Below are 18657 nucleotides of genomic sequence, written 5' to 3'. Positions count from 1 at the left end.
TAGAAGCATTTTGTTTAGAAACCAATCGCTCTAAACCACTTTTCAGGTATTTCACCCTGCGAAGCGATGGAAAATTCTTCCTCTGTACAACCTGTCCAACGTGCATTTTTACCTAAAGGAACTTGCATCCATAACCTATTGCTAACCAAGCTCCTAATAAACAGAATTTCAGGAATGGGGGAATTTTCCAATGGGCAGTGAATTAAATGAAAGTTCGTGTTTTTAGGATCAGGGATATCATGATATCTATTTTCCACGCCATCTACAAAATACCACATCATTTGAGCCAATAAAGCAGCATTTGTACCTTTAAGTTGCTTGGGGTTGGATTCTAACAACGAAAATGTATTCAATTTGTTAGATATGCCTGCATAACGACTAATTAAACATGCTTCTTCGCTATAAAACCCATTTGGACAAGGATTTGTTTGCGCTGTAAAGTCTGAAAATTTAAGCGAATTTAAATCAAAACAAGCAAAATCGGATTCTCTCAACAGCGTTTCTACCGCATGTGGATTTGCCCTAAACTCACCTAATCTCATATTATCATAAAACACTTGGTTCAATTCATCATAACTGGTCATTGTATTAAAATATGATTGAAAACCAATGATAGACAAATGAAACAAATGGTCTTTTTCATCTTGCTGTTTCCAGTATTCAAATAAATAATCCGCACAAGGAGAATCAAAAGAACGCACAACCATTGCTGCATCAACGGGAGTTTGAAACTCTCTTTCAACTTGCCATTGCGCCAATGCAACATTGGAATCTGAACTCAGAATTAACACTTTAGCTCGTTTTTCATATAGGTAATATAAGACTTCTTTCAGCCCGGCTTGATTATTCTTGTGTGAAGTAGTGCTTCTAAACATCCCTAAATCAACAATAACTGTATTAGTAAAATGATTTCCGAGTTGATAAAATGACTTTCTGACTTCAACAAATTCATCTCCGATTGAAAAGATAACGACTGCATCGTCAGCTATGTCCTCCGATTTAGCAACTGAAGCACCAATACTACCAAGCGTTTTACTTGTTTTGGGAAACTTCGTTGAAAGTGGTTGAAAAAAATTCTCTATCATTGGGTTTATTTGTGTCCAATATTCTTCAATTTGCAGCACACAAAAACAGAATATTTTCAACAATGCGTTTAGTTACAGGAGCAACGGGGATGGTGGGCAGTTACATCACCTGCCATCTACTATCACAAGGACACAAAGTGCGTGCATTGAAACGTAAACAAACATCTACCGTTTGGTTTCACCGTATTGCCAAGAGTTGTGGATTATCAGACAAAGTGATTGCCGAACAACTTGAATGGGTTGAAGGCGATTTGGGAGACATCCATAGTCTCGAACATGCGCTTCAAGGAGTTGAACTTGTTTATCATTGTGCAGCTGTTGTAACATTTAAAAAAGATGAAGCAGAAAATCTCTTTCATACAAATGTAACAGGAACGGCTAATTTAGTCAATGTGTGTCTTAGTACCAAGGTCAGGAAACTCTGCTATATCAGTTCCATTGCAGCATTATCCAGAAAAAAGAACAACGAACAGATAGATGAAACCGCTGAATGGGAAGATTCAAAACTCAATTCTAACTACGCAAAGAGTAAATTCTTGGGCGAACTTGAAGTGTGGAGAGGACAAGAAGAAGGATTAGAGGTAGTGGTCGTAAATCCGGGATTTATTCTTGGATTTGGCAACCCTGACAGAGGCTCTGCGTCTTTGTTCAAGAAAATCGCAAAGGGTTTCTCATTTTACACCCAAGGTGTGAACGGATATGTTGACATTATTGATGTAGCAAAAGCTAGCATTCAGTTGGGGGAAAGTGATATCAAGGGAGAGAGATTCGTGTTGGTTGGATTTAATATTTCCTACAAAGAATTGTTCTTTTCAATTGCTGAAGCAATGGGCAAAAAACCACCAAAATTTGAAGTAAAAAGATGGATGGGAAAATTGGCAGTTTTATTTTTAAATGTATTCGCCAAAATAGGATTACGAACGGAATTTGTAACCCCTGAGACAATTACAAATTCAATGAGCAAATATTATTATTATGCAGACAAAGTAATAAACCAGATAAATTTCAATTTTACTCCAAAAGAACAAACAATAAAAAGGATTACGCAGGAGTTTAAACAGTATTAAACCATTGCATTTGAGCAATGTACGTATAAGTAAACGAATGTTTAAAAATAATTAACAAATGGAAGCAACTAATTCAAAAAGATTTGTGTCTTTTGAGAAAGTAAACTGGTACACAATTTGAGTTATCAAAAATAAATTCAATAGTATTATGGCATACAAACCTGAAATACAACCGATCAACAAAGAACGAAAAGGAGTTCAGAAACCGCAACGTATAACAGATAGGGGTTTTGAACAACGTGCAGCCGGTGCTTAAATAAGCACTTGGTGAATATCCTTTTGTTTTGCAGCAATTATCTTTATTGACTGCTCATTTGTTGACCTTATTACTATTTCAACGCCTACACCAACCGTCCATATACACTCAAAGGTAAGAATTGACCGCTTTCTGACTGAATACACAACTCTCCAACTTCAATCTTTCTTTTGGGAAAATGTGTCAATAACATACTAAAGCACAACAATGGTGAGTATCCTAATGAATAAAGGTTTAAAATCAATTTTCCGTGTGGTGTTAATATAGCCTTGACCATTGTCATCAGTTCGTCTAACTTTTCTTCTAAAATCCACTTCTCCCCTTTTGGACCTCTTCCATAAGCAGGCGGATCCAACACTATACAATCGTATTTACTCCCTCTGCTTACTTCGCGAGCAGCAAACTTAAAGGCATCTTCTATTATCCATCGGATATTATTAATGTTGTTACTTTCGGCATTCTCGCGCCCCCAATTCACAACATTTTTAACTGAATCAATATGTGTAACCAAGCCTCCTGCCATAGATGCTGCAACAGAAGCAACTCCTGTGTATGCAAATAAATTAAGTACCTTTTGTCCTTTCTGAATTTGATTAGTCAAAAAATCCCAATTTGCACTTTGTTCAGGAAAAACTCCAACATGCCCGAACCCGGTCATTCGTAGTTGAATCTTAATCTTGTTTTGCCCGGATGTAACGTTCATAGTCCAGTTCTCAGACATTTTTTTTAGTATCTTCCATCCACCTTCTATTTCATGCTCCTTCAATTGATTTTGTTTAAAATCAGGTTTACGTACAAATTCAGCATGTGCCATTTTGTACCAAACTGCCATATCTAATTGAGGTTTCCAAATGGCTTGAGGCTCAGGACGAATCAGTATATATTGACCAAATTGCTCAATTTTGCACTTATTTCCACAATCAATCAAACGATATTCCTTCCATGAAGAATCAGGAAATCCAAGTGTTATAGCCGGTGTCAAAATCAAAATATATTACGCATTAATTGAAGAACTTCCTTCAATAGCAACAATACCAGGTAGTTCTTTACCTTCAAAATATTCCAATAATGCCCCACCACCGGTACTTACATAGCTCACCTGATTTGCCAATCCGAATTTGTGAATTGCCGCAGCACTATCTCCGCCTCCAATCAATGTAAAAGCACCTTGTTTTGTGGCAGTCGCTAACGCCTCTGCAACTTTCTGAGTGCCTTTGCTAAATTTATCCATCTCAAACACGCCCATCGGTCCGTTCCATAAAACAGTCTTAGACTTTTCAATAATGGAGCAGAACTCAAGCATACTCTTTTCACCAATATCTAATCCCATCCAACCGTCCGGAATATTGTCATTGGAAGCCTGTGCAGAGTTAGCATCAGGCGCAAATTTATCTGCAACTATGCTATCCACAGGTAAAACAAGATTCACTCCTTTTGATTTTGCTTTGTGAATCAATTCTTTGCAAAGGTCAATCCTGTCATCTTCACACAGCGAATTGCCTATTTTGCCACCTTGTGCTTTGGCAAATGTAAATGCCATTCCTCCTCCTATTAAAATATTTTGCGCCAGATTCATTAAATTTTCAATGATGAGCAACTTATCTGACACCTTAGCTCCTCCAACTATTGCAGTAAAAGGCTTCTGAGGATTTGACAATACTTTTTGTGCATTGGAGATTTCATTTGCCATTAAAAAACCAAAGCATTTTTTGTGAGAAAAAAATTGTGCAATAATTGCGGTAGAAGCGTGCGCACGATGTGCTGTTCCGAAAGCATCATTGACATAAAATGTCCCTAATTGTGCTAACTTATGTGCAAAATCAATATCTCCTTTTGTTTCTGCCTTGTGAAAACGCAGATTTTCAAGCAATAGAATTCCCCCTGCTTGCAACTCCTCTGCCTTCTGAATTGCTTCTGCACCAATACAGTCATTGGCAAATAACACTTTAGCCCCCGTCAATTCTGCAATCCGAGCTATTAGATGTTTTAATGAAAATCTATCCTCGGTACCTTCTTTGGGTCGCCCAAGATGAGACATTAAAATCAGTGCTCCACCATCGTGCAACACCTTTTGAATAGTAGGAACAGCCGCTCTTATACGCGAATCATCCACTATATCCATATTATCGTTGAGTGGAACATTAAAATCCACACGCATTAAAACTTTTTCGTTGTTAAAATTGAATTGATCTACTGTCTGCATTATGTTTTATTATAGAAGTGCACGAAAATAAAAATTATTTACCATCTATGAATCAACCTTTAAAAGGTAAATATTTCTCCAAATCACTCTCCTTCAAGAAAAGATTGCAATTCCGTTGACAAGCGGTCAAAGAAATTGTACCCTGTACTGTTCTCAATTTGTTTAACAGTTGTTTGATACTGTTTCCAATCGTCATTTCTGACACCATCAATATTTGGCATCATCACAGCATAGACATGAGCAGTTGAATCAATCGTTTTGTTCACATTTGAAGTAACAAGTACAATTTTATAACAGGAATCAGGAATAGCAACTAAACCGGAATCTTTCAATGTGAGATTTTGGTGATAAACACCTCCGGCAATGATAAAAAGGCGATATCCACTGTCTTTACATAAGGTTTCACAGAAATTTTCAAACTTTAACGAAACACCTCTGTTCAAATCCGGTGTCTGCGGAAAAACATTGGTCATGTAAAAAGTCGATTTATTATCTTCATAATTCCTGGTTCGTTGATGACTTTGTACCAAATGCCCCCTATCAAAACCGGTATTTGTGTAATACTTATGTGTAACCTTATATACCGAATCAGGCAAAGAAAAATCAGTCAAAAAATTACCTTTAAATCTACTCACAGGACCAAACCAAGTTGAATCCAGATACCAACTTGCCCAATTAGGCACACCTTTACGCGGATTATACGAAATCGCGTATTGAGATCTAAAAATCAGAAAATCGTCACTTGAATCAGAATCATACGGAATTCCACTTCCTACATGCAAAAGTAAAGAGTCAGATAAAGTAGAATAGTAATATGAATATGGATTATGTGCAGGGTAATTTGTGGTATTATCCATCACTGTATCCTGTGTAACTTCTTCTAAATCCTGTGACACTATGGAAATGACAGAAGAATCTGTATTTACATCCGGTATTGATGTAGGGTTCACAGGTACTTGTCTGAATTGTCCGCATGCAAACAAGAGTAGGAACATAAATACTACAACAAACAATACAGATAGGAAAACAACCTTTTTCATAGAATTTTCACAATGCAAGATTACATCTCAAGCAAAGTCCAAACAACACGATTAATCCACAACTGACGAAAAAATCAGTAATAGACTTCATTCCAATGTCTAAAGAATTTTGTACCCCATTGAGGCTCTTTGTATTCAAAAGCACCATACAGAGCCAACTCTACCGCCAATCTCGGGAAATTTATACCTGCACCCAAACAAGCCACAGTGGTTCCTTGTACTCTTGGATTAATTTCCAATATTTTGAAAATGCCATCAACGGCTTTTTTCACCTGAACACCAACCAACCAACTGAGGTTGAGCAGTTCAATGATTTGAGTAACATAATGTATAATTTCAGCATGTTTAATCATTTCACCTCTAGTGCTAATTCCGCCTCTTGTTTCAAGTCTCAGTCTGGGAATTATTTGAAGCACTTTGCCATTTTGTGCTAGAACATCAATTGTAAATTCTTCACCAGGCAGATATTCACTGACAAGATAATCCGGTATAGCATTATGTGCAAAAATATCTTCCAAACGTTGCAAGCTAATATAACGAGCATCAGGTTTATAATGCAACATCAAATCCAATTCATCAATATTGGAGTCGAGGATTCTAAACCCTCGCAATCCATTGCTGACACAGGGTTTCACAATCACTTTTTTATCAGGATACCCAAACTGCATGATTGCGGTTTTCATTGCTTGAAAATCTTTCACCCGTTTAAAATCAGGTGACACCATACCGTTTTCTGAAAGGGTTTGATACAGCAAACCCTTGTCGTTCGCAATTGTTAGCGAAGTCAGATTCGAAACAAGAACTTTTACTGACTCATTTTCAAAAAGACTTAAAGCTCGGCTAAAATAAATCAGTTCTCTTGTTACCAAAGGTAATACAATCTGAATCTGCATTTCCTTACAAATACTCAAAACGGATTGAATGAAAGTACTTTCGTCTGCATCGGGAATAACAAAGAATGCATCCGCCAAGTATTTTCCATAAGCTTCCGAATTTTTATCACAAGCGGTTATATGAACATGTGGAATCTCACGCAAGCAACGTATAATCCCCTCTGCACCCGGAGCTCCGCCTCCGGTTATCAAGATATTTAAGCTGCTTTTATTCATTGGGTACAAATAAAGTTAAATATGATGCAATCCATTTCTCTTTGTTATAATGTTTTTGCGCAAATACAAATGCGCCTTGCCTCCATTGCTCAAGTTCATCTGTTGTCATTGCTGAAAACATTGTCATTCTATCACTAAAACCTTTCAAATTGTTTAATGCAAGTTCAAATCCGGCTTTTTCATTTTGAAGATTTTTCCAAGGTGTTTGATCTGAAATCAACACGGGGCAGGCATTGGCAAACGCTTCATAGATGGAATGTCCAAAATTTTCATTGGAAGAAGGCAAACAAAACAAATGATAATGGGTACTTAATTCAGAAAGTTTATTTGGCTCAACAGCGCCTTTAAAATGAAAGGTTAAATTGGGTATTTCAGTTGCTAATTGAGTCAGTATTTCAGCATAGCGTTGATCTTCTATTGGACCAAAGACATCAAACGTAATATTGCCCGGTACCGGGTACCGCTTGAGTGCATTCAAAATAGTTTCCAGCTTTTTAATAGGCACAATTCTAGTTACTGCGAACATTTGCAAGGAACCGGCATTTTTCTCACATTGCATTGCAGGCTTTACAGGTGCTATCGGAATATTAGACAAGACCTTCATTTGCTTCACAGTTGGGAAAAATTTTCGAATTCTTTGTTCCTCCTCCTCCGAAGTTGTATGCCAAATTACATTATTGAAAAGTCCCAAACCTCTTGCAAATGCAATGAATGCATTTTTCTTAAAAGGCTTAATTTGCAAAGCTCCTTCATTGAGCATGCCACGGGGAGACACCACTATACGCTTGTTTGGGAAAAAAGTTTTCAAGAGAAATAACGGCAATATTGAAAACCTTGCTGAATAAATCCCATTGATATGAAACACCCCGTTAGGATGTTGTTTTACCCATTCTTTAATCAATGCTAACGTAGGTTTTTTGCAATACGACACCTGTTCATTTGTATCTTGATGTATCCAACTATTCAATTCTACATTGAGTTTATGTCCATCAATTTCTCTATCTCCACATACAACATACAATGCAACATCATCTTGTAATAGTTCGGCAAGGTTCACCATTGACCTCACAGGACCTCCGGCTTTATATGCAGGTTTATACCAATCAATAAAAGAAAGAATTGCGGGTTTCACATTCAGGTTCATCACAAATCAAAAATCAAGTCCAAGAGAAATATGCTGAAAAACTCTGGTAGGCACATCAGCCATCATTCCCCATGCTACATCATATTTAAAATAATAAGAATCAAGTTTAATGCGGGCTCCAAATCCGGTTCCCAAGATAAATGGATTGCGGTTAGAGGTAACAGACATATCCATATCCGGTTGATTATAAACGATTGTATTATAAGGATTCAGGCTACTGTATGGATTACTACCCATCCAAGCTGCACCCATGTCGGCAAAAGCAACAAGCATAAAACTCCTTATCCATTCCGCCCTAATTGGTTTTTGAGTGAGATATGCAAAAACAGGCAATCTTAATTCAGAATTAATCACCATATAAGAAGTACCTGAACGTGCATTTAACGGGAAGCCTCTTATAGGTGCACCAATCGTTTGGAGTATATATTCCTTATTGCGCAAAGACCCTACATTGCCTTCAAAAGTCCTATAATACCAGTTTTCCGGACCGCCAAGAAAATAGGCAGTTTTGAGCGCACCAATAGAAGTGTTAGCAACAAAACGGTTCGCCCAAATCAGCTGTCTGTCAATCTTTGTATAATTTCTAAAATCTAAACCCATCATAATATTTGCGCCTTTTCTATTCAACACAAAATAAGGACTCACAAATGCATTGATTCGTGTTCCTTGCAACATATTGAGTCCGGTTGAAACCGTATTGTCAAAAACATAGCCCAATTTAGTTCCTATCAAACTCTGTTTAGGATCTTGATGAAATAAAGATTCACTGTCCACCGCTAAATTTGCATGAATATCAGTTCTGTATAGCACTTGTGCTTCTATTCTGGCACGATCGCTAAAAGGATATTCTATACCTACACCTCCTTGAGTAAATATATTTCGCTGATACAAAGCATTTGCATCAAAATACCGAGAACGTCTGTTAAAGAACACTTCTTTATTCAAACGTCCTATTCGATTCTTATATTTAAAATAATAATCTGAGCCATCCAAAGTCCCCATGATTCGCACCCCGGCTTGTATTGTATGATTGTTAAACATATCACTCAGCGAAAATGTAATATGCGGGCTGAACAATGTAGAATGAAAAATACGTTCATTAATACCTCCTTGAAAATAGTAATCTCCAATGATAGAATTATCTAAAAACCGTAACAAGAAATAATCAACATGCACCAATGGATTTACTTCATTGCCAAAATCAAGACTCGCTTTTGGTTGTTTTATAGGCTTGTCCGGAGTTTTATAATCAATAATAGGAAAATACGTTTGAAATGAAGATTGTAATATAGACACACTATCTTCTAATGTAGTTGAGCGCTGGGTCGAATCAGCAGGAATCTCAACAATAGGGGCTAAATATGTTTGCTCTAAAAGATAGTCTTTATTTGCACTCACTTCCTTTCGATATTGGGTTTGTTGAGTAAAAGTAGCATAGTTTGTATTTGCCATTTCATCAAGACTATAGTTTGACAAATAAATCCTGTATTTCCCTCTGATATAAACAAGTTCTGCAATCTTTGAATTTTCAATTGAAGCAGATTGAAACAAAATACTGCGACTGTAATTGGTCAATTGTTTAAAATCCTTGTATTGCAGTGTTTGTCCTTTAAATTCAACTAAATAACTGTTATGAATACCTCCAACATCAGAAATAAAAGAAATGAAATTATCACCCAAATGGATAGGTTGCGAATAATTTATCTGGTAATCAACAGGAGTTATTCTGGTAATTTTATTGTGTTCTATATCAAAATAAAACACTCCCCGAGCCGCATTAAAAAGTGCAAATCTCATGTTGAGTATTTCACTCCCCGGGGCAGTGGACACAAACAGGATATTATTATCTTTTGTAAATGAAATCTCAGATATGTCATATAAGTTAGCAGTCAGCTGTTTAAAACTTTTCTCTTTTCGCTGTTTAGCAAACAAATTGAGAATCCCGTCTTTTACTGCTGCAACTGCCAGCATATCACCTTCTTCATTGAAATCAAAATCCCTTACCCAATCAAACTCGCTTAAATCAAGTTTTTGAACTTTGCGTCCGGAGATTAAATACTCTGTTAAAGTCAGGGTTCCACTGCTTTCTTGCAGTATGGCTACTTTGTTTTTTGTAATCCATTTCACAACCGGAAAAAAATAATTTGGTTCTCGAGTAAAAGTCTTGTTCCCGTCTGCAAGCAACAACTTGGCACTTCTTTGTGCAACATTGTAAATCCATACTTTGTAAGCGCCCCGATTATTAGTAACAAACGCAATATGTTTTCCATCCGGGCTTAATTTCATTCCGGTGTGTCGAATTTTAGCATATTGGTTGAGCTTACTTTCTTCACCTCGTGGATCAGTAAAACTCACTTCATCTTGGGCATATCGATTTTTAAAAAAAGTCAACCATTCTTTTAGCAACGTGTTCACCGACAACCCTGTGTAGGCTTCTAATCCCATTTGAACATTGCGAGTTATTCTTATATTAAACAAGATGCTCCGAATCTTGCTTTTGCCGTATTTATGTTCAAGAAAAAACCAGATACTATGTCCAGCAAAAACACTCATATCCTTGTCTAAAGAAGTAAAGCTCTTAAATGTTTTTTGAAAAAGTGCGTCTCGCATCAAGTTATCATGATAAGTACTCCACGATTCTGCAAGATAAGATGCAAGCCCTGAGACAAACCATTCAGGCAAAGTAATTAAGGCACTGCTCTGCACCCTCTCCAACATAGTGCCGCCTAACACCATTTCATTAATCATCGCCTTGGCAATTCCGCGCTTGATATCCTTATTTAATTGACTATAATCACCGTTGAAATAAACAAAAATGGTATTTTGAGGTGTATAGATATAGCCTCCGGCATAGAACTGTTGATCACTAATACCAAAATTCCCTTGAATATAATGAGCAAAATTGGTGAAAATCACAACCCGTATTGCGCTTCGCAATTGAAATTGCATTTCACGCTCTAACCCTTTTTTCTCAATATCAAATTGTTGCAACATTGTTTCTGCCATCAAGGATTGACCTTTTTCATAAATAATTTCATCATAACCTGAATTGATTTTTTCCCAAATAAAATTATTATATACAACCCGATTCTCTCCGAAATGTGTGTAAACACCTTGAGACCTTGATTCATGCGCAAGCACGAAGTAGCAAGTAAACAAAAGGAGATATGCTGCAGTCTTGTTCAAAAGCGTGTCAAAGGTAGCGAAAACGCTGCTTTTTCAAATAAGAAAAGATTCAAAAAGGCTAATTCCAAGAGTAGAATTAAATATGTAAATTTGAAATCTCGAATGACAAGGCTACTTTTGTTGATATTGCTTGGATTACACAATATTGCTATTGCACAAGAAAGTCCTTTTTCGGTTGCTGAACAATGTGTAATGACAAAAAAAACATCTTTAGAAAGGCGCACAGATGCTGCATATTTAAACATTGTGAATCAAAGTTTTAATTTCTCACCCAACCCTGCAAACGGATATCTGAATGCAAGTTCAAAAATTATCTTCACCCCAAAGACTAACACTTCTAAGGTTATTTTTGAATTAGAAAAATCATTACATGTTGATTCTGTTCGCAAACAAGGTAATACCATTGCATTTTCCAGACAATTGGACTTGATTGTTTTAAATTATTCGCCTTTACTGCTTGCCGGCACTTTAGACACACTTGAAATCTTTTATCAAGGACAACCCAGCTTTAACCAAATGTATTATAGCAGATCTGTTCATAAAAGCGGCAATATCATTGCAACAAGATCGCAACCTTATGGTTGTTACTATTGGTTTCCATGTCAAAACACACTCAATGACAAAATTGATTCTATTGAGATAACAATTGTTTGCGACAGTATTTATACCGGTGTTTCAAATGGCGTTTTAGTTGAAACAGGCAAGGCTGATTCTGTAAGAAATTATTATCATTGGAAACACTCCTATCCTATTGCACCATACCTTATCTGCATGAGTGTTTCGCCTTATGAGATTATCACCGACTATGCATCTGTAAACAACGGGAATGATTCTGTTAAAATTCAAAATTTTGTTTACCCATTCTACACAGAAACAGCCAAAACACAAGTGAAACAAACCATACCTATCATGACACTTTACGACAGTTTGTTTGGCGCTTACCCTTTTATGCGTGAACAATACGGACATACTCAGTTTCATCATGGAGGAGGAATGGAACACCAAACCATGAGCTTTATGGGCAGCTTTAGTTTTGACTTAATAGCGCATGAACTGATGCACCAATGGTTTGGAGACAAACTTACTTGTAGTTCTTGGCAAGATTTGTGGCTCAACGAAGGCTTTGCCACTTATGGCAATATGCTATGTTATCAGTTCCTAAGAAATGACAGTTTGTGGAAATTGCAACTGCAAACCGCAATTGACCAAGTATTAAGCAAGCCAAACGGAAGTGTTTTTGCATTTGACACCGCGAGCACTAACACACTTTTCGACCAACGTTTGGTTTATTTCAAAGGAGCGATGGTCGTTCACATGTTGCGTTTTGTATGTGGTGACAGTGCATTTTTTTCCGGTTTAAGAAGCTACCTTGCAGACACTGATTTAGCGTATGGATTTGTTAATCGCAACCACCTGCAATGGCATTTAGAACAAAGCTCAGGCAAAGATTTAAGCACATTTTTTGACCAATGGGTTATGCGCCAAGGGTTTCCGATTTTTACTATCCACTATCAACAGCACAGTAACAAAACCGTTAAATTATCGATATTTCAAGAAACATCCGATCCGTCTGTGAATTTCTTTGAAACTCCCATACCATTGCTATTAAAAGGGAAAAATGGTGAAAAAGAAATGATAACAGTGCTACCAAAAGCAAATAATGACAACATCAAATTTCAAGTTCTATTTGACATTGAAGCTATTGAATTTGACCCTGAAAAATGGATTTTAGCGAGAGCAATCATGATTAAAGACAAAGGCACTTCCACATCCAGTTTGCTACTGTACCCCAATCCAAGCAATGACTTGCTTAATGTTGTGTCTTTTGACCATGAAATTCAATCATATCAAATAATGTCATTGGATGGCAAAGTAGTGGCTGAATATACTTTCACTACTCCATTAGCTATAGGTGAAATTTCACAGATAAATCTTGAGCAAATTCAATCAGGATTATATATATTTGAAAGTACGAGCAGTGCAGGAAAGCAAATTAGGAAATTTGTCAAACAATAGTTAAGTTGAAAATGAAAAAATACAAATACGTAGTAATACTCATGTTAAGTTTATTCATGTTATTTGGATGCGAAAAAGAAAACAAACAAACGAATGAAACACCCAAAACAGAGAAAAAAGCGGCATTGACCCTCACTTTCAAGCCAAAATTTGAAGGTCAAGATTTAGTGTTTAATAAAATGACACATATTATCCAAGCCAGTGATACACTGAACTTTTCAAGAGTTCAACTCATTCTTTCAAATTTTGAATTAATCAAAGAAAATGGCGAGACTGTTAAACTTGACACCTTTGCCTATCTGAACCTTGCAGAAAAGAGAAACGAAGTTAAAATAGATGAAACAATGCCTGAAGGCACATTCAAAGGGATAAAATTCATGATTGGTCTTGACTCTTCCATTAACCACGGAGACCCAAACCGTTGGAGCAAAAACCACCCGCTCAATCCCATCGTAAATAATATGCATTGGGGGTGGCAAGGGGGATATATTTTCTGGGTTTGCGAAGGGTACTACATGAACAATGGCAACAGCAACCAGATTTTTTCTTTTCACATGGCAAACTTGAAATATCGCAAACAGATTACATTAGAAACTTCAAACACCTTCAGTTTTGACAATAATAACAAAATCGCAAAAGTCATTGACGTAAATTTGGATAAATACTTCTCTACTCCAAACCAATACAGCCTGAAAACAAATGGCGATCTTTCACATTCAAGCTCCCCTGATGAGGATTTAATCATGGATTTATTATACACAAACCTGAGCAATACATTCGAGTTAAAATAACTACATGTATAAAAGAGCACTCATCGGATTCATTGTATTTATATTCATCATCCAGTTTGGATGCAGACGCGAGAACAAACCTGATTATGTGTTTGATCCTATCCCATTTACCTTTCCGGAAAGGCAAACTGGCTATCCGCAATATGAAATGAATGACGACAACAAGTTAACCGAAGAAGGGATTACGTTGGGCAGGTATTTGTTTTACGATCCTATCTTATCCGGTGATAGCAGCCAAAGTTGTGCAAGTTGTCATAAACAAGAAAATGCTTTTGCAGACCTCAGAAGGTTTTCAGTTGGGATTACAGGTGCCATAGGAAAAAGGAATGCCATGGGGTTATTTAATTTGATGTGGCATCCAAACTTCTTTTGGGACGGACGGGCAAATACGCTTCGCGAACAAGTTATTGCACCCATTGAAGATCCAAATGAAATGAACTCTTCTATGAGTGAAGTGTTACGAAAACTCAACCAATCTAATTTTTATCGCAAATTATTTTACAATGCTTTCGGTATTTACAATATTAAAGAGGAACACTATGCTAAAGCAATGGAGCAGTTCTTGTTTACAATGATTTCATTTAATTCAGAATATGACAAATGGTTTAGAGGCGAGCCGTCCACTTTCTCCGATTCCGCTTTTAGAGGATTACAAATTTTCAATAGCGAACCCAATATGGGAGGAGCCGATTGTTTTCATTGTCATGGAAATATTCACTTTGGTAGTCTAAAAATGGCAAACAATGGATTAGATGAGACCCACCAAACAGACATAGGCTTTGGAGCTACAACCAAACAAGAACACGATAAAGGAAAGTTTAAAGTTGTAAGCCTCAGAAACATTGAACTTACAGCACCTTATATGCACGATGGGCGATTTGCCACTCTGGAAGAAGTTATTGATTTTTATTCGACAGGAGTTCACGCAAACTCACCCAACATTGACCCTTTGATGGACCAAATTCCTTTAGGGCTAAATTTAGATGCACAACAAAAAGCGGATTTGATTGCGTTTCTAAAAAGTCTTACTGACTATCATTTTACAACGAATCAAAACTTTTCAAACCCTTTCAAGTAATTGCAAGCAAAACATTATCCTCTTGTATCAGCAAGCCCTATTACGATGTTTAAACTTATTGCTTGCATATCTTTGTATCGGTCAATTTAATTAATCCCTCATCTTAAAACTTACCAATAATGGACGACCTTTTAATTCATGAATATGCAGAAGAATGTACCAACCTAGAGAATCAACTATTAGATGATTTAGAGCGTTACACTCAAACCAACATGTTGCAATCTCGCATGCTAAGCGGAAAAATTCAAGGAAGATTGCTTGCATTTATTAGTAAACTGAGACAACCAAAACACATTCTTGAAATAGGTACATTCAGCGGATATTCTGCGCTTTGTTTAGCAGAAGGTCTTGAATCAAATGGCTTATTGTACACAATTGACATTAATGACGAGCTTGCAGATGTGCATGAGAAATACATTTTAAAATCTCAATATTCCAAACAGATTAATATCCAATATGGAGATGCGTTGGATTTGGTTCCTAAAATTCACAGCAAGTGGGATTTGGTATTTATTGACGCAGACAAGATGAATTATATTAACTACTACAACATGGTTTTACCCAATATGAATAAGGGTGGGGTAATTATTGCAGACAATGTTCTTTGGAGTGGCAAAGTGCTGGACAACATGGAGCGATTAAATGACAGAGACACCAAAGCGTTGCATGATTTCAATGTTTTAGTAAGAAACGACTCTCGAGTTGAGAACTTTTTATTACCGGTTAGAGACGGTTTAATGATACTTCGAGTAAAGTAAAAACAGTGGCGGGAATCTATATACATATTCCATTTTGTAAACAAGCGTGCATATATTGCAACTTTCATTTCAAGGCAGGAAATCATTCTACGCAAAAAATGACTGCTGCAATTTGTAATGAATTACTCTTGCGAAAACACTATTTAGAAAATGAGCAGATTGACACCATATATTTTGGAGGCGGCACTCCGTCTCTTCTCACTCCGACAGAAATAGCTACAATCTTAAACACAATCACAACAACATACCCGGTCTCTCCCTCACCTGAAATTACACTTGAGGCAAACCCGGATGACCTAAATGAAAACAAAATAAGCTCGCTTTATAAAATTGGAATCAATCGTTTAAGCATAGGAGTGCAATCCTTTGATGACAAAGCATTGCAATGGATGAATCGTGCTCACACTGCAACTGAAGCGGTGCAATGTATCAAAACTGCACAGCAAGTAGGGTTTGACAATATTAGCTTAGACATTATTACCGGTATACCCGTAACAGATCCAAGACAGCACCTCCAAGACATTGAAGTTGCCCTATCATTAAACCCTCAACACCTTTCATGCTACTCATTAACCCTCGAACCCAACACAAGTTGGGAGAGATTGATTCGTTTGAAACATTTTCCAAGACCAATTGAGGAAGAACAGGCAAATTCTTTCCAAGAAACTATTAAACAAATTAAATCAAACGATTGGTTGCATTATGAAATATCAAACTTTGCATTATCTGAAAAATGGATATCAAAGCACAATAGTGCATATTGGAATCATTTAAAATATTTAGGAGTTGGACCTTCTGCCCATTCTTTCAATGGTAGAGCAAGAAGGTGGAACTTAAATTCGCATAGCAAATACATACAAAGTCTCAATGCTGACAAGGAGCCTCCTCACGAGTCTGAACTTATCACACCAACAATGGCATTTAATGAAGCTATTCTGACAGGTATAAGGACTTCAAATGGTATTGACGTTAAATTTCTAATGAGTTTACTTCCTTCTGAAACTGAGCAATTATTAAAAAAAATTGCTAAAATTCCACTAAAAAATCAATTATGCCTACGCAACTATAGAATAACGTGTAACGAAGATGCTTTGCTTTTTTCAGATGCAATCGCTGTCAGTTTGTTAGCTGACTAAAAAAATAAAGGAATTTATTTTATCACCCTTATCTCTGTTTCAAGAGTATTTGAAAGGATGTTTGAAATCAGTTCAGGATCAAGTGTAGTAAATGTCGTAGTAATTAAAACAGAATCCATATTCTTAGGATACACAAACTTAACATTAAGAACATTTTCTAATCTTTTAATTACATGCACAAGAGGTTCGTTCTCAAATACAAGTTGATTGTCTATCCAAGCTAATGTATGTTGTTTATTAAATTGAGATACAAACACCTCATTCTTTGTTTTGTTCACAAGTGCTACCTCACCCGGTTTTAATTTAGTTACTAATTTTGGGTTAAGTTGAAGCTCCACACTCCCTTCATTAAGTGCAACTGAAATTAAATTATTAGAATATGCATCAACATCGAACTGTGTTCCAGTTACTTTGGTTTCAAGTGTACCTGTTTTGACAATAAAAGGAATTGCAGCATTTTTCTTTACATCAAAATACCCTTCACCTTTAAGTTCAATATTTCTGTGTTTCTTACCAAAATCAGAATCGGTAATTATACTTGAAAACATATTAAGTGTAACAGTGGAGCCATCCGGCAATTGAACGACTTTATTTTGATTATTCGCAACATACTCTATAGGCTTAACCTTAAAGTAGTTAACATAAAAAAGTGCACCAAAAGCGACCAACAATGCAAGAGAAGCCGCAATTGCCCACGTTCTAAAATAATTCACTTTTAAAGCAACTTCAGAAGGTTGTGCCGCAATTTTATGTTTCAAACTTTGCCACGAATGTTCCACATCAACCTCAGGATAATTAAATTTTGAGGAAGCATCCCAAATAGTCTGAAATCCTTGCTCATTTTCAGGGAGCAAGGTACCTTTCTCTAAATCAGAGACAATTTCGCTTAATTTTCTATTGTTTTCCATTTTACCTTGCAGGGACAAAACTTGGATTGCTCATCATATTTTGACGAATATACCCAAGCAACAATTGATTGGTACTATTTGCTTTAAGCCAATTTAGAACAAACTCCTCTTCTTCAGGAGTACATAAACCACAAATATATTTGGTTATTAGATTTGCTTTAAGTTCTTCTTTCATTGCTACATAAAACAGCCATTATTTATCTCTCCCCCAAAAAACAGCGATTTTTTAGTAAAAATGCTCCAATGCTGCGCCAATCAATAAAACCAGAGGAAATTTCTCATTTTTTTTATCTATAGTTTTGTTGCGTTTTTCTATTCCTTCCTTAATCTGTTTAATTGCAATTCCAATTTGGTTTTCTACAGTTTTAGGGCTAATATCCATAATATCTGAAATCTCTTTATATGAAAAACCTTCTTTTCGACTTAATAAAAAGACTTGTTTACATCGAGGTGGCAGCGTGTGAATCAGTTCCACTATCAATTGCTCAGTTTCCTTAGTATAAAGCACTTCTAAAGGACTTACATCAGTCTTGTGCTGTAAGTTTTCAATTTCTTCAACTTCTTGCACCTCAATTTTTCGTTTCTGTAAAAAGTTTAAAGACTTATTACGCACCGCTTTATATAAATATGGCTTGAGTTGTAGGTCAAGGTCTAAATTTTCTCTGCGTTCCCAAACCGCAACATATGCATCATGCACAATTTCTTCTGCATCCTCATCATTCTGTACATACTGGCGACAGAAATAGTGCAATGCACGATAATACTTCTTATAAAGGAGTTCAAATTGATTTAACGCATTCTGCACAGCATGACATTTATTTGGGGTTCAAAACAAAATCAAATGCATCTTGGCAAGACATCGAAATTTCCACACGTTATT

The 18657-nt window shown here is 36.4% G+C and carries 16 protein-coding genes; 6 read left to right on the top strand and 10 right to left on the bottom strand.

Annotation, left to right across the window (positions count from 1 at the left end; all coding sequences use genetic code 11):
* Positions 1–14: 14 nt before the first annotated feature.
* Positions 15–1085, bottom strand: coding sequence for a hypothetical protein (locus M0R38_03275; protein ID MCK9480768.1), 1071 nt, complete (start codon positions 1083–1085; stop codon positions 15–17).
* Between the two features lie 62 nt (positions 1086–1147).
* Here M0R38_03275 and M0R38_03270 point away from each other — a divergent pair, with 62 nt between their 5' ends.
* Positions 1148–2152 carry an NAD-dependent epimerase/dehydratase family protein gene (locus M0R38_03270; protein ID MCK9480767.1) on the top strand — a complete coding sequence of 335 codons (1005 nt, stop codon included), beginning with the start codon at positions 1148–1150 and terminating at the stop codon, positions 2150–2152.
* Positions 2153–2493: 341 nt separating this feature from the next.
* Here the strand turns inward: M0R38_03270 and M0R38_03265 are convergent, their stop codons facing one another.
* The 6 genes from M0R38_03265 to M0R38_03240 all read right to left on the bottom strand — a co-directional run bounded on the left by M0R38_03265 (position 2494) and on the right by M0R38_03240 (position 11090).
* A complete protein-coding gene (locus M0R38_03265; protein MCK9480766.1) occupies positions 2494–3390 on the bottom strand; it encodes a class I SAM-dependent methyltransferase in 897 nt (298 codons plus the stop codon).
* Positions 3391–3402: 12 nt separating this feature from the next.
* Entirely contained in the window at positions 3403–4611 is a 1209-nt protein-coding gene (locus tag M0R38_03260) for a phosphoglycerate kinase (GenBank protein MCK9480765.1), read from the bottom strand.
* Positions 4612–4694: 83 nt separating this feature from the next.
* On the bottom strand, positions 4695–5651 hold the full coding sequence (locus tag M0R38_03255) for a DNA/RNA non-specific endonuclease (protein MCK9480764.1): 957 nt from the start codon (positions 5649–5651) through the stop codon (positions 4695–4697).
* A 74-nt stretch (positions 5652–5725) separates the two neighbouring features.
* A complete protein-coding gene (locus M0R38_03250) occupies positions 5726–6760 on the bottom strand; it encodes an ATP-grasp domain-containing protein (GenBank protein ID MCK9480763.1) in 1035 nt (344 codons plus the stop codon).
* On the bottom strand, positions 6753–7904 hold the full coding sequence (locus tag M0R38_03245) for a glycosyltransferase family 4 protein (protein MCK9480762.1): 1152 nt from the start codon (positions 7902–7904) through the stop codon (positions 6753–6755). Before M0R38_03245 ends, M0R38_03250 begins: the two co-directional genes overlap by 8 nt.
* Positions 7905–7910: 6 nt before the next feature.
* Positions 7911–11090, bottom strand: a complete 3180-nt coding sequence (locus tag M0R38_03240) for a WD40 repeat domain-containing protein (GenBank protein ID MCK9480761.1) — start codon at positions 11088–11090, stop codon at positions 7911–7913.
* 102 nt (positions 11091–11192) lie between these two features.
* Between M0R38_03240 and M0R38_03235 the strand changes: the two genes are divergently transcribed.
* The 5 genes from M0R38_03235 (at position 11193) to hemW (ending at position 16869) form a co-directional block, all read left to right on the top strand.
* The gene (locus tag M0R38_03235) at positions 11193–13106 is read left to right on the top strand and encodes a T9SS type A sorting domain-containing protein (GenBank protein MCK9480760.1); all 1914 of its coding nucleotides are present in this window, start codon (positions 11193–11195) and stop codon (positions 13104–13106) included.
* An 11-nt stretch (positions 13107–13117) separates the two neighbouring features.
* On the top strand, positions 13118–13897 hold the full coding sequence (locus tag M0R38_03230) for a hypothetical protein (protein ID MCK9480759.1): 780 nt from the start codon (positions 13118–13120) through the stop codon (positions 13895–13897).
* A gap of 4 nt (positions 13898–13901) precedes the next feature.
* Complete coding sequence (locus tag M0R38_03225; GenBank protein MCK9480758.1) at positions 13902–14975, top strand: cytochrome-c peroxidase; 1074 nt, start codon at positions 13902–13904, stop codon at positions 14973–14975.
* A gap of 119 nt (positions 14976–15094) precedes the next feature.
* Positions 15095–15733: an O-methyltransferase gene (locus M0R38_03220; protein ID MCK9480757.1), complete on the top strand. Its 639-nt coding sequence runs from the start codon at positions 15095–15097 to the stop codon at positions 15731–15733.
* 5 nt (positions 15734–15738) lie between these two features.
* The gene (gene hemW, locus M0R38_03215) at positions 15739–16869 is read left to right on the top strand and encodes a radical SAM family heme chaperone HemW (protein MCK9480756.1); all 1131 of its coding nucleotides are present in this window, start codon (positions 15739–15741) and stop codon (positions 16867–16869) included.
* A gap of 14 nt (positions 16870–16883) precedes the next feature.
* On the opposite strand, the gene M0R38_03210 is transcribed toward hemW, so the two are convergent.
* From M0R38_03210 to M0R38_03200, 3 genes are read right to left on the bottom strand one after another with little or no spacing between them, the layout of a single operon-like run.
* Positions 16884–17777 (bottom strand): FecR domain-containing protein, encoded by an 894-nt coding sequence (locus M0R38_03210; GenBank protein MCK9480755.1) that lies wholly within the window; start codon positions 17775–17777, stop codon positions 16884–16886.
* Position 17778: 1 nt separating this feature from the next.
* The gene (locus M0R38_03205; protein ID MCK9480754.1) at positions 17779–17952 is read right to left on the bottom strand and encodes a hypothetical protein; all 174 of its coding nucleotides are present in this window, start codon (positions 17950–17952) and stop codon (positions 17779–17781) included.
* Between the two features lie 51 nt (positions 17953–18003).
* Complete coding sequence (locus tag M0R38_03200) at positions 18004–18582, bottom strand: RNA polymerase sigma-70 factor (GenBank protein ID MCK9480753.1); 579 nt, start codon at positions 18580–18582, stop codon at positions 18004–18006.
* Between the last annotated feature and the right edge of the window lie 75 nt (positions 18583–18657).

Source organism: Bacteroidia bacterium, from assembly GCA_023228875.1.
Taxonomy (GTDB): Bacteria; Bacteroidota; Bacteroidia; order NS11-12g; family UBA955; genus JALOAG01.
Note: the sequence above shows the minus strand (reverse complement) of the source record. Positions and strands in the feature narration are given on the sequence as shown.